At 32.7% G+C, this 13,051-nt stretch carries 11 protein-coding genes and 2 pseudogenes; 7 read left to right on the top strand and 6 right to left on the bottom strand.

Translation table 11 applies throughout. From position 1 onward, the window contains the following. Nucleotides 1-32: 32 nt before the first annotated feature. The gene (locus ACO1DI_RS23070) at nt 33-1,181 is read right to left on the bottom strand and encodes a tyrosine-type recombinase/integrase (RefSeq protein ID WP_228307822.1); all 1,149 of its coding nucleotides are present in this window, start codon (nt 1,179-1,181) and stop codon (nt 33-35) included. 479 nt (nt 1,182-1,660) lie between these two features. Here ACO1DI_RS23070 and ACO1DI_RS23065 point away from each other — a divergent pair, with 479 nt between their 5' ends. Further along, complete coding sequence (locus tag ACO1DI_RS23065) at nt 1,661-2,632, top strand: helix-turn-helix domain-containing protein (protein ID WP_228307823.1); 972 nt, start codon at nt 1,661-1,663, stop codon at nt 2,630-2,632. A 252-nt stretch (nt 2,633-2,884) separates the two neighbouring features. Here the strand turns inward: ACO1DI_RS23065 and ACO1DI_RS23060 are convergent. Next, a pseudogene (locus ACO1DI_RS23060) lies at nt 2,885-4,040 on the bottom strand (IS3 family transposase). Between the two features lie 158 nt (nt 4,041-4,198). Continuing rightward, a complete protein-coding gene (locus ACO1DI_RS23055; RefSeq protein ID WP_228307824.1) occupies nt 4,199-5,599 on the bottom strand; it encodes a sucrose-specific PTS transporter subunit IIBC in 1,401 nt (466 codons plus the stop codon). A 973-nt stretch (nt 5,600-6,572) separates the two neighbouring features. Between ACO1DI_RS23055 and ACO1DI_RS23050 the strand changes: the two genes are divergently transcribed. From ACO1DI_RS23050 to ACO1DI_RS23035, 4 genes and pseudogenes are all read left to right on the top strand, one after another. After that, the gene (locus ACO1DI_RS23050) at nt 6,573-6,989 is read left to right on the top strand and encodes a hypothetical protein (RefSeq protein WP_228307825.1); all 417 of its coding nucleotides are present in this window, start codon (nt 6,573-6,575) and stop codon (nt 6,987-6,989) included. Between the two features lie 17 nt (nt 6,990-7,006). Continuing rightward, nucleotides 7,007-7,702: a YiiX/YebB-like N1pC/P60 family cysteine hydrolase gene (locus tag ACO1DI_RS23045; protein ID WP_228307826.1), complete on the top strand. Its 696-nt coding sequence runs from the start codon at nt 7,007-7,009 to the stop codon at nt 7,700-7,702. 61 nt (nt 7,703-7,763) lie between these two features. Then, nucleotides 7,764-8,747, top strand: a complete 984-nt coding sequence (locus ACO1DI_RS23040) for a hypothetical protein (RefSeq protein WP_228307827.1) — start codon at nt 7,764-7,766, stop codon at nt 8,745-8,747. Nucleotides 8,748-9,038: 291 nt separating this feature from the next. After that, nucleotides 9,039-9,383 (top strand): annotated as a pseudogene (locus ACO1DI_RS23035) (NUDIX hydrolase); the annotation flags it as partial. A 129-nt stretch (nt 9,384-9,512) separates the two neighbouring features. Here the strand turns inward: ACO1DI_RS23035 and ACO1DI_RS23030 are convergent. The 3 genes from ACO1DI_RS23030 to ACO1DI_RS23020 form a co-directional block, all read right to left on the bottom strand. Next, the gene (locus ACO1DI_RS23030) at nt 9,513-10,142 is read right to left on the bottom strand and encodes an HAD-IA family hydrolase (protein ID WP_423145640.1); all 630 of its coding nucleotides are present in this window, start codon (nt 10,140-10,142) and stop codon (nt 9,513-9,515) included. Nucleotides 10,143-10,415: 273 nt separating this feature from the next. Then, nucleotides 10,416-10,598, bottom strand: a complete 183-nt coding sequence (locus tag ACO1DI_RS23025; RefSeq protein WP_228307829.1) for an aspartyl-phosphate phosphatase Spo0E family protein — start codon at nt 10,596-10,598, stop codon at nt 10,416-10,418. Between the two features lie 199 nt (nt 10,599-10,797). Further along, a complete protein-coding gene (locus tag ACO1DI_RS23020) occupies nt 10,798-11,046 on the bottom strand; it encodes an AbrB/MazE/SpoVT family DNA-binding domain-containing protein (protein WP_228307830.1) in 249 nt (82 codons plus the stop codon). Between the two features lie 326 nt (nt 11,047-11,372). Here ACO1DI_RS23020 and ACO1DI_RS23015 point away from each other — a divergent pair, with 326 nt between their 5' ends. Together ACO1DI_RS23015 and ACO1DI_RS23010 are read left to right on the top strand one after the other, a co-directional pair. Beyond that, a complete protein-coding gene (locus ACO1DI_RS23015) occupies nt 11,373-12,554 on the top strand; it encodes a hypothetical protein (RefSeq protein ID WP_228307831.1) in 1,182 nt (393 codons plus the stop codon). A gap of 17 nt (nt 12,555-12,571) precedes the next feature. Further along, entirely contained in the window at nt 12,572-12,946 is a 375-nt protein-coding gene (locus tag ACO1DI_RS23010; RefSeq protein WP_228307832.1) for a hypothetical protein, read from the top strand. Nucleotides 12,947-13,051 lie beyond the last annotated feature (105 nt).

The raw sequence follows: 13,051 nt of genomic DNA, 5'->3' as shown, positions 1-13,051 counted from the left end.
GTTTTATGAGGTATTGAAGAATATTATTTCAATTAAAAATCTTGTTCCTTCCACATTAGCCCAATTTCTTGCTCTCTTTGCAAAACCTTCTCTAGATAACGTTCCGTTGTTTTACGATCACTATGGCCAAGCTCCTTTTGAATTAAGAAAATATCGGCTCCCTGCTGCCTACTATAAATCGCATAAAAATGACGGAAATAATGAGGCGTAATCCTGTCATTCCGTTCTTTTACAAAAGGTAATTCCGTTCGTTCAATGATACGCACAATATAATTACTTAAGTTTTTATATTGATAATAGTCTCCATCTTTAGTTGGAAATAATGGACCTTGATCACTTGAATTTAATGCTGTACTGACATGACGCCGTTCTCGAAAAGCAAGAATACGTTTATAAAGATTTGGATGGAGTAACTTATCAAATTTCTTTCCACCCTTCCCTACTCCTCTTAGTCGATAATGACCACTTAAACTGTCTAGGTATATGTCTCCCCACGAGGCTTTAGCTATTTCTTGAACACGAAGGCCTGTCATGGCTAGCATCGTTAACAATCCATGATTAATGGGATGATCTTTGTAGTAGTCTAGCAGCTGTTTGACTTCATGATAATACAAATCTCGGTTCGGAATTTCTTGTTCAGATAGTGATGTACTCAAGATTTCTTTATGTAAAGAATGCTGGATATATTTTATTTCATGTAACCACTTCATAAAACTCTTTAAAATCGTCATTTTGGCATCTAAAGTTGCGGGTGAATAAGGTTTCCCACCCTTACCCAATAATGCGGTACTTAAATAGGCCTGGTAGTTACGTATATGCCAAGGACGTAGGTTTTTAAAAATAGCTTCTTCTATATAATAGTCAACATCTTGGCGCAGGAACGACTCACTTTGTACCGCATACTGATAAAACTGCAACAAAATCCGTACGTATTCGGTTTTTGTATTTTCTTTTCGTTCTCGATCCTTTCTGATATGCTTTCGTTGATGGACATAGTAGTACATCATTTCTTCATCCGTAAAATCGCTAAACATATCTTCATTTTTTCTCTGGTGATGCTCATTTCTTTCTTCTAAGGCATCGTAGTATGTAGTGTCCAGCATTAATGAAACGATTTTATTGAAATCTCCTTTTCTTTCCCTTACTTCTGTTCCTACATGTACTAATGAGAAATCTTGCATAAAACCTCTCCTTTCGTAAAGCATGCCATCTTATTTATAGATCTCCCTTGTCTTAAGATATCTTTTTCTCTATTCAGGGGTTAAGTTTCTGTTTATATGTATATAGATTACAACTACCCTTTTAAACGCATTGATAATTTTAATAAAAATGTTAAAAATACTAGCTGTAATAAATAAATATATAAGGTTTCTATAATTAAATACTCTTTTACAGTTACTTATTATATTTATTACTTATTAATTGTAACTTATTTAAAAGTAAAAGTGTAAACTTACTTTTTGTAAAAATAGTTTATTATTTATATAGTTTGTAGAAAAATCTCCTATTTGTCATCATCTAAAGTAAATATTAAAACATAAAATTATATAAGTTAGTTTTATCATTTACATATCTGTTAAGAAAACTTTTAATATATAACTATATGTAAATATGATATAATTAATTATTAGATAAAAGAAAAAGATTAGGAGTGTATGTCATGATTGATAATCCTACTAAAATTATTACCATTGAAGATGTGATGGAGATGTTATCTATTTCATCAAAGAAAACGATTTATACATATATTCAACAAGGAAAATTGAATCCTATTAATAAAGATGACTGGCATATTGAAGGACGCTATGAATTTGATATCGAGGATGTTGTTCGTTTACAAGAAGAGTTAAAGAAGCCTGGGCTTACGACAAAAGAAGTCGCGCAGCAACTGGATATCTCCGTCACAACAGTCAATAAGTATATTAAACAAGAACTGTTACCAGCGTTCCAAGAAGAATACCGGGGAATCAATTGTTATTTTGTGAATGAGGAAGATTTAGAAGAGTTTAAGCGTACTCATGAGGTTGGGCGCAAACCAAGTAAGCGACATTTTTATCATGCCGAACAAAACATTGCGCTATTTCAGCTTTTTGTGAAGAAAGACGAAGAAAAAGAGCAGCTTGCCCGTATTATCTCGGTAGAGGATCCAATTATGGCTGTTACAGAACAGCATGAAGAGATAACATTAGAGGAATTACTTCATCGAGGCTTTGAAGCAGCCTATAAAATTGAATCTAAAAAAACGATTACCAAAGAAGGATATGCCACGTTTGCTTTTAAGCAGACAGCTTATGCGAAATCACAGCTTTATAAGCTCATGGATTTATTTTATCAGTACCTAAGCCCCACCAATATGAGGATTACACCACAAGAAGAGAAAGAGCAATTTATCGTTGAAATCAAACCTGTATTATTGACGGAATCAGCACAAGAAATCGTGGAGTTATTAGAGTCGGTCCTTATCTCAGGGAATATTAATAAACGCAGCCGTGGGATTTATATTGATAGCGACTTAGAAGTTATACGGGTAAAAGTAACAAGTGATTTGAAAGAAGAGTTACAGCAAAAAGCGAAAAAATTAGGTAAAAGAAACATTGAGGAATTGTTATTATATGCAGTAGAAAAATTATAAAATGAAATAAGAATAGCACAAAATAAGAATAGCACAAAATAAGGCAAGCCAACAAGAATGGCTTGCCTTTACAAATGAAGAAGATGTCTACTTTAAATTTATATCATATGCAGAACCAGTTTACATATAGCGTATTTTCGGTATAAAAAATATTTTTGCTTGTATATCAGATACATATTTGGATTAAAAATTAAAAACCCCTATTAACCATGGGACTGCACCCTGTTTGTAAGACAGGACTCAAAGCACCTTTTAAACAGCCAGCTGCCGGTATTGTACTGGTGACTGGTTGTTTAGTTTCGTTTGAATACGGGCATTGTTGTAATAAGTAATATAGTTTTCGACAATTTGTTCGACGATGGTGGTCGTCGTATATGTTAACTCGTCGAGGTAGAACGTTTCAGACTTTAGCGAGGAATGAAACGATTCAATGGAGGCATTATCTGCGGATGTTCCTTTACGGGACATCCGCAGATAATGCCTCTTTCTTTAATTTTTTGTTGATGGAGATGCGATGTGTACACAGATCCTTGGTCACTATGCAACGTACATTCTTTAGGTAAAAAAGGAAGTTGGCTTAACGTATCTAAGACAAATTCTACATTTTGATGATCACCAATCGAATATGCAATGATTTCCCCATTAAATAAATCTTGAATACTTGAAAGATACAACTGCTTAGGTCCAAAAGGCAAGTAGGTAATATCAGTTACTAATTTCTGAAGAGGGCGATCAGCTTGAAACTCACGATTTAATATATTCTCTGCAACCTGATAAGGTTGCCCTGTTTGCTTTCGTTTTTTTCGTTTTACGCGACATTGCCAAGCGTATTTCTGCATGACACGTTGTACAAATTTATGGTTAATCTTCATCGTTCGATTAAGTAAGGCTGTAATTTTTCGATAGCCATATCGGAACTTATGTTTTTGACATTGCTCACCGATCTGTTGTTCCATCCATTTCTTTTTCTTTGTCCGTTCTGATTGTTCCTGTTTCCTCGAGCAATAATAAGTCAATCGAGGGATATCAAGGTGCTGACAGATTTGATAGACTGGCATCTTATCTTTTAACTCTTCTACTACGTTCACTACGATTTCTAGGACCACTTCCTCTCCAATTCCTTGTACTTTTTTAAGACCTCAATCTGTTGTGTTAAATACCGGTTTTCTGCTTTCAATTTTGACATTTCGTTTTTAAAGCCAGGTCCCTTTACATATGAATACTGCTTGCCTACAGGCTGTTCAAATCGAGGCATTTCTCCATTTTTATACCATCTCATCAACCTTTTTAATTGGGTGTAACTGCGAATATTTAATTGGGAAAGCACTTCTTTGACAGGTATACCAGCTAATCTCATCTCAATAGCTTTTATCTTTAACTCTGCTGGATAACTAACTCTTGTCCTCATAGAAAAAACACCTCCAAGTGATTGTTAGGTAGTATATACCCGTTTTTTAACTTAAAGGTGTTTTTTATTTGTCTCACTATTAGGGGTCAGTCCCATTTAGATATAAGGCTTTTTCTAATGTCATTCATTGTAGTTTATTAATTACAATTTATATATAATTAACGATTCTTAAGCATCTTGTCGTTATAACCAAACAGCCATGTCAGAATAAATGATACAGCAAAGGCAATCAAATTAACGAAAATATAGATAAAAATCTGATTATTCAAGTACAATAATAAGCCTGGAATAGCTGTAACAGACATTCCTGTTGCTTTTAGATGAAAAATCGAGGCTAAGAATCCCCCTACTGCTCCTCCTATAAGGCCCATTATAAAGGGTTTAAAGAACCTTAGGTTTACTCCAAATATAGCCGGTTCTGTAATTCCTAAAAAGGCTGAAAATGCTGATGGGAATGCTAATGCTTTCACTTTTTTATTTTTAGATTTCAATCCAACTGCTAGCGTTGCAGCCCCTTGAGCTACGATTGCACTAGTAATTAATGGATTGAATGGATTAAATTTTGTATCAGCTAATAATTGAATTTCAAGTAAATTAAATATATGATGAACGCCAGTAATTACAACAACTTGTTGTAGGCCACCAATAATAATACCAGCTAAACCAAACGGTAAATCTAAAATTGCTTTTGTGCCTGTTAGAATTATGTTTTCTAATGAATGAAAGACTGGTCCGATAGCGAAGAGACCTAATGTAATCATGATCAATAATGTCAGAAATGGCGTAAGTATTAAATCAATTGAATCGGGCACTTTTTTACGAATCCAACGCTCTAATCTTGCCCCTAAAAGACCTACAAAGAAAGCTGGTAAAACAGAACCCTGATACCCTACAACTGGAATAAATCCAAAGAAGTGAATAGGATGTGCGTCTCCTGAACCTACTGCATATGCGTTTGGAAGTGCTGGATTTACTAACATTAATCCCAAGACAATTCCTAGAACAGGGCTTCCACCAAATACTTTAAAGGCTGACCATGCAATTAATGCTGGTAAGAATGCAAAAGCTGTATCTGTAACAACTTGTGTAAACATTATGAAGTTTTCAGGGATATCATTGGGTGTATAACCCAACCAATTTAACACTGCTTCTTGAGTTAGTACCCCACGTAAACCCATAAATAATCCGGTTGCAACAAGAACTGGAATAATTGGAACGAAAACGTCACCAAAGGTTCGGATAGCTCGTTGAAAAGCGTTTCCTTGTTTCTTAGCTTCTGCTTTTACTTCAGATGTAGACGTGCCTTTAATACCCAACTCATTCACTGCTTCATATACTTTATTAACAGTTCCTGTACCAAAAATAATTTGGTATTGTCCGGAATTATAAAATGCACCTTTTACTTTCTCTATATTTTCGACTGCTTCTTGATTTACTTTTGTTTGATCATGTACCATAATACGCAATCTTGTTGCACAGTGAGCAAATGATGAAATATTTTCTCTTCCACCTATTGCCTCAACTACTTTGCTAGCTATGTCTTTGTAACCATTTTCCACTTGATGATAACACCCCTTTGGTGATGATAATATAATGAAACTGTAATAAGAAAAAAACTAATATTTCTGATTCGATCGTGACTGTATTTCTTGCTATCTATAAAAGATATAGCCTGAACAAGTAGGAACCGGTTCCAAAAAACTAAAAAAAACAGCTTATAAGTAATTGAATGTTTCTTTTCATAGAAGCTACTTTTACTAAATGAAAGTCGACTTGGAACCGGTTTCTTTCGCTTATTATAGTCTATGAATGAAGATGATGTCAACGCTTTCTTCTCTTGGTCAGGGATTATAGATCCTAAATTTCAAAAAGTTTTCTCTCCATGTATGTAAAAGGACAAACATGAACAAAGTTGATTATCTTCGTTCATGTTTGCCCTTCTAGGTTATAAAATGCTTATTAAAAATGCTTATCATTAGAATAGATATATGATTTATAACTTATATATTACCAGCAACGCTTCCTATCAATATCAACATAATTAAAATAATAATTACACACAAAATTAAAGATATAATCATAGTTTTCTTTAACGAAAAGTTTTTTTCAAACCGTAAATATAAAGCAAGGAAAAAAACAGCTAGAAATATGGCCAAATAACTATACTGCGAAATTCCTAACTTCTCTGTTACAGAAAAATGAAATATGTTTGGATTTACCATAAAAAAATCATTAATAAAAATCAATAGAAGCCCAACTATTATAATTGAATATAAAATAGTAATAAAAATACTTTTCATCTTTATTAATACTCCTTTGGATTATTTTACTATTAAGATTATACAGGATATAAGCTTATTTTCAATACACAAAGTGTAAATTTACACTAAATACATGTTGATTTCCATTTTATCTTAATATACAGCAATGAATATATCACATTTAAACTAATAAATAACAAAAAATAACAAAATATTATTTACAATTATTTTACTTTTTTGTAATATGTTAAATGGAAAGGAGAGATAAATTATGAAGAAAATTACAAAAATTAAAAAGTTGGTAACTGCATTAATTGTAATGCTTGTTCTAGTGTTTACTTCATCATCACTAGCTCAAGCTGCCAGTTCCAGTGCAAAGTTAACTTCTAACCAGACTAGTTCGAGTGGGTCATGGGTGAAAATATTTTCTACGAAGCCTAAAGAAACAAAAACCACAGCCATTATCAAAGCTAAAAACACTGGAAAGGCTAGTATGCGAGTTTCTATAATGTTCCCCTACGATAGCTATCCTGATAGAGAAGTTAAATTTTGGACTCTAAAATCAGGAGAGAGCTTGAACAAAACAGTATCTCTTACAAATGGTACATATTCAATTAGGTTACAACAACTTAATATGTCACCTTATGTCAAAGGTACAAGTGGTAACGGATCTTTAAGTAAAAAATAAAATGGAGGATATGTTACATGAACAGAAAAACTGCTTTGTTGTCCATAGTTACATTATCTTTAAGCACTTCTTTGTTAATGGGAAATTATAATAGCGCTAGTGCTGAAGAAATAAATTCTGATGATTACTACCAAAAAAAGGGTGAAGAATTACAGTATAGTGATTTTTCCAATCAATACAGTAAAGAATTACAGAGTGTCAAAAAGGAAACTGTTAACCAAATAAGAGAAGAGTCATTATCTTCAGAACAGCAAAATACTTATCATGCGTCGGCTGTATCTGGTTCCATGGGGAGTACTGGGGATGTATTGACTACTATGAAAGGAAGTAGTTCTACTGCTAATGCCTGGCCAGGAGGTCATGCTGCAATAGTGGTAGACTCAGCTAACACTATTGAAGCTTATGGAAATAAAGGACCCTCTAAAGATGGAGTACGCTATTGGTCCAATAATTGGAAAAATAGATGGAAAGACGCGAAGGTACAAAGAGTAAAAAATTCTACAGCCTCTCAAAGAGCAAAAGCCGTCAAATATACTAAAGCTCAGCTGTATGAACCATACAATTATAATTTTGCTTCTAAGAATAAAACAGATTCATGGTATTGCTCACAATTGGTATGGAGAGCCTGGAAAGAACAAGGATATGATTTAGATTCAAGTAGTATCCCAGGTGTATTCCCTGTTGATATTCGAAAAAGTAATAAACTGAAATAATATTATAAAAGAAAGAAAGCGATGAGTTTATATCGCTTTCTTTTTCGTTAGGAGTATTTTAATGTACAAGAATATAACCATAATATGTATACTCTTAATTATTTTAACCGGGTGTACTAATCACAGAGAATTTATAGCTGTATTAAGCAGTGATTTAGATAGCAATAATAGCGAAGTTACAATTTTGGACAAAGAACTGGATAATATAAAAACTGAAAATATCAACGAATCAGGTTTAACACAAATATCTTATGATGCAGAGGAGTATAAGATACTGTCTAGCTATAATTCTAAAATAATTACTCTTTCTAATGGTAAAGTAAAGAAACAAAATTCCTCTTTGCCCTACCCTTTATTTAATATTTATAATAATAATTGGGACCTAATGGTTTATAATTTTGATAAAAAAAATGATATAAATTTTTATACTTATGAATTAAAAAAAAGTTCTGGTGAACTGGTTAGTAAAAGATTAGAAGGCATACCATTTTCAGTACAGGAATATGGTAATAAAATATATACTGTAGCCAGAAATATGAATGAACCTATAGATAAGCAATTTTCTTTGAATATTCTTTCGACAAAGGATTTAAGAGTCTTAAAGAAAGTGAAATTAGACATTCCATACGCGCTGTCAGATATGAATATTAAACACAATAAAATTTATCTAACAATGTTTAATTTAGAAGAAGGTAAGCAAAGTGAAAGCAAAGTCTTGATTTATAATCTCAAAAGTAACGAACTAAAGGAGATTCATTTAAAATATGATAATGGTAATGAAGTTATTCCATTAAAAAAAGGATTTTTAATAAAACATAATACATCTAAAAACACTACAACATTTGTTCTTTACAATGATAGCTATATATATCAAACAGAATTAAAAATTAATAAAGCAATCATTAAAACAAAATACTGGCAAGATAGCCTTTATTATCTTACAGAAAGTAAAACTCTTGAAAAATATAATTTGAAACAAAAAAAGGTTACTAATTCCATAAAATTAAAAGATAATACAAATGATTTCTTAATAATGAACCAATGATTTTACTAAAATATCTATAGAGATCTTTATGCGAATAAGAAAAGAGGATATATGCTCATATATTGAACATAATATCCTCTTATTAGTTTAGTCCATTTAAGATCTTATCCGGAAATTCAGTATAGTCATACACTTTATTAAGATCGATTTCTTGCTTTTTTATTTCTTCCAGGTTGGTCACTCTTTTCTATTTCGCTTTTAATAGACTAACACACTTAGGTTTACATAAAAGGTGTATGTTGAAATTACTTTGGCTTTTCTACTAGTTGCATCTGAAAAATTTAAATATTAATGGTAGCCCAGGAGAAGGCGAATCAGCCAGAACTATGGTCAGTACCTTCAGGTGGTATAGAAGGCTCTGAGACATATGAAGAATGCTGTATAAGAGAGGTTTGGGAAGAAACGGGATACAAGATTTCGGTCATTGATAAAATATGTGAACGTGATACAGTCACATATGATGTAAATGTCCATATTAAGTATTTCGAAGTGAAGTTGTTAGGTGGGGAAAGGAAATTTCAAGATCCAGATGAGTTGATATTAGATATTTGCTGGAAGCCTTTATCAGAGATTAGTAACTTAAAAATGTTATTTGAGGATGAACGCCAAATACTGATAGATTACATACAGGAAAAAAAGGACTACAAATATAACTCCACGGGTTTGCAACTTAAGAAATATTCACATAAAAAAAGAACCCTTTGCCCATATAAGCAAAGGGTTTTCAAATTTATCGGAATAGATTAAGAAATATAAAAGCCATTATTATATTCTTGATAAAACATCTACAATCTCTTTAGGTTGTGTTATAACCTTATCTGCACGTCCTGTATTTAAAAGCTCTACTGAGTCGAATCCCCAAGATACTGCTATACAAAAAAGGCCATTTTTCTTAGCTGCTTTAATGTCTCTTAGTTCGTCACCTACATAAACCACATTTTCTTTCTTTAAATCATACTTTTTCAAAAATGAAGAAATATCTTTTGATTTAGAGAGAGGACTAAAAGAAAAATGACTATAATCAAATATATTAATAGAATGATTTGTTAAAAATTTATTCATTACAACTTGATTATTACTTGTTGTAAATCCTATTTTATAACCCTCCTGTTTTAAAAGACTGAGAGTTTCTTTCATTCCAGACACAGGTTTTAAATTAGGAATATATTGTTGAGATCTTCTTTTTATAGCGATACCAACTAAGGGCATTTTATATAAAGGTAGATTAAGTACCTTGCATCTATTACGTATCAATAATGCACTCAAATAAGGAACATGTTCTTCTGAAATTTTTTTGTATCCCTGCTTCTCGGCAATTTCGTTATACATATCAATTGCTAAAAATTTTGTATTTGTAATGGTCCCGTTGAAGTTAAAAAGAATTACTTTTTTCATACACTTCTCCTTATATCTTATTTTCAAAGAATATTGTTTATTTTAATGTTAAACAATTAATTTCTGGATTAAAATAGCATAATCCTGTTTATATTTTCAGTAAAGATAAACTTTACAATTATACCATATAATCACAAAAAAAAGAGAGGGAACTTTTTCTCCTCTCCATACACCACAGTGAAAAATTTATATATATATCACACAACAGCAAAATAAAAAGCAGCCTCGCTTGCCAATGCGGAGGTTGCTTTTACTTTTCCATGAAAGATACCCCTAATCAGTTTTATTGATCTTTGCTAACTGGTTCAACAATTGATCAATAAAGTGACTGATGACAAGGGTATTTTTACTAGTAAATCCTTCTTCTAAACCTATTTGAACCATTAGTTCTCTTCCTGCCTCTATATCTACAATCAAAGCTTTTCTTAAAGCACTATTGTATCTATATGTTTGCATAACCCAATCACCTGTTTCCCTAAACTGTTATATTTTTATTTAACAATAACTAGAATTCTACGGAATGACAACATCTTTCCTCTGTAAAAACCAGCTGAAGTCTTAGAATACCTTTTTTAAGGTCTGAATAGCTCATTTTTTGTACTTTATATATGTTACAATACGTCTTGTAGATGCGAATAAAAAGTCCATTTCTTCTTCATAGGTAAGAAAAGTCCTCAAAGTATGAGGGCTTTTCTTGTTTTTCATATTCTCTATTTTGCAAAGTCACTTCTCCTGTAATTCTACATTCATTGGAAGCTTTATATTTCTGGAGAATAATATGACTTCTGTCAAAAAATACTTCTAAAGGACCTTTTTCTTTAATACTAAGAACCCTTCGTAACCCCATTGAAGTGACAGCACGACCTAACTCGTCTAACTTTCGCATACTCCCTGGCGTTTTCATGCTATACCTCATCTCCAAATACCAAATAAAGGATACCCTTTTTATGTAGGTAGCTCTATTGCAGCAAATATCAGTTCTTTAGATAAAACTAAATGTTGTATGCTCTCTTATTTTTTAGAGTGTTAAAAACTCTCTTTTTATTCTATAAAAAACCTACGTATACCTTCAGATTTTTAATCTTAAAATAAGTTCAACTAAACAAATATGATTGTTGATAAATGTAAGTTTTTGTTGATAGATAAGTTTAACTAAATGCTTGAAAACACAACCCTATTCTTGTATAATTAGTTTAACAGAAGTTCAACTTAAAAATGAGGTGTATAGAGATGAAAATTTCACGTTTTAATAAAGACTGTGGAAACTCCGTTGATATGAATATCATTGATGGATACCTATTTGATTTCCCAACCAACGTTGTAGAACTCCAAAAAGAGGCTGCTGATTCATTCTTTACAGATGCGGTGACAGCACCAGAAGAATTTAAGAAGCGTATCTTACTATCTACAACAATCGATGACGAAGAGAAAGAACGTTATTTCTTAGTCGGTGATATCGCAGCAAGCCAACAACTTGCGAACAATCACATAAATCGTTTACATAACAAAATTACGAGTCATATTCCTTACGTGACATTTCTAGCTGCCATTGCATACTACCACGCATTGCATGCGAAAGATCCAAAGGATAATAGCATCGAGATTGACTACTTCTCTACGATGTTACCAATTTGGTTACTGAAAAAAGAAAGTACGTTTGGAGAAGCTCAAAAAGCCATGGCTACTCGCTTCCTAGGTGACCATACATTCCGTATTCATACTCCAGGGTTTGAAAAAGAATTGAAGGTAGCTGTGGACGAAAGTGCTTGCCTGAAAGAAGGCGAAATCGCGCGCTTTGCGTTAAAGAAAGACCTAACACTTCAAGATCGTGAAGATGCTAATGAATATGTAGAATGTGAAACGGTGATGGTCGATATTGGTGGAGGATCCATTGATGTTGTTATCTTACCTGAAGGATTAAAAGCTGCAAACAGTCGCGAATCATTCCAAAGTATCGAGGGTATTCCCTATTTAGCTCATATTGATAAGTTACGTAAAGAGAAGTTCCCAGAGCTGTTTACCGATTTACGTGCTTTTGACCAATTTATTTTAGATAACTATAGTAAACAAAAATTCGAGTTAAAAAATGAAAATACAGGCGCAGCCATTGATTTAACAGCTCAAATTACATCTTCTTTAAAAGAGTATGTGGAGATTTTACTAGCGAAGTTAAATGATGTGGCCCCACCACCGGCAAATAAAATCCGTAAATACGTATATAGTGGTGGTGTCGCTCCAACACTAGAAGTAGCGATTATGACAAGCATGAGTGAAAAGATTGGCGAAGAACGTACAGAGAAATATCATAAAGTACCAGAGGATAGCCGTCACTTAAACTTATTTGGCCTAGAAATCCGAAGCATCGGTTACCTTCAAAAGAAACAAGCTGAGAAGAAAGCCGTTAAATCCTAACAGCGTAGGTGATAACCATGTCAGAGCGTCAAAACGCCTTTACGATTAAGACCAACCGATTGAGTGATGAAGTCTATGACGTACTTGCAAAATATGCGAAGTCTCGAAAATTAGGGGACTATATTTCATCTTTAATTGTTCGGGACCTTCATCATTCATCTACCGACCAAGTAGATTCAGGTCACAGAACAGAAGAACTTCTTGAACATATCAATTCAGAACTGAAGGAATTAAAACAATTAGCTAAGACTAATGGCTTTGTAGTCAAGCAAGAGGCATTAGAAGACAAGCCTTCAGAAAGTCAAACCTTAAAAGAAGGTAAGATTGCAGATTTAGAGCAAGTATCTGGTTCTTTAGACGACGATGATTTGGAAGAGTATAGCGATTTTTAAAATAAAAAGCCACTAAGTATTCTAGTGGCTTTTTTGCTTTACATGTTCTATTGATTTTTAATGTATTTCTATATGTATAAAGAACCTGATCGGACTAAAAGAATA

The sequence above is a fragment of the Priestia sp. 40 genome (assembly GCF_049368575.1).
Classification (GTDB): domain Bacteria; phylum Bacillota; class Bacilli; order Bacillales; family Bacillaceae_H; genus Priestia; species Priestia zanthoxyli.
The sequence above is the reverse complement of the archived record's forward strand: the minus strand, read 5'-3'. Positions and strand labels throughout refer to the sequence as shown.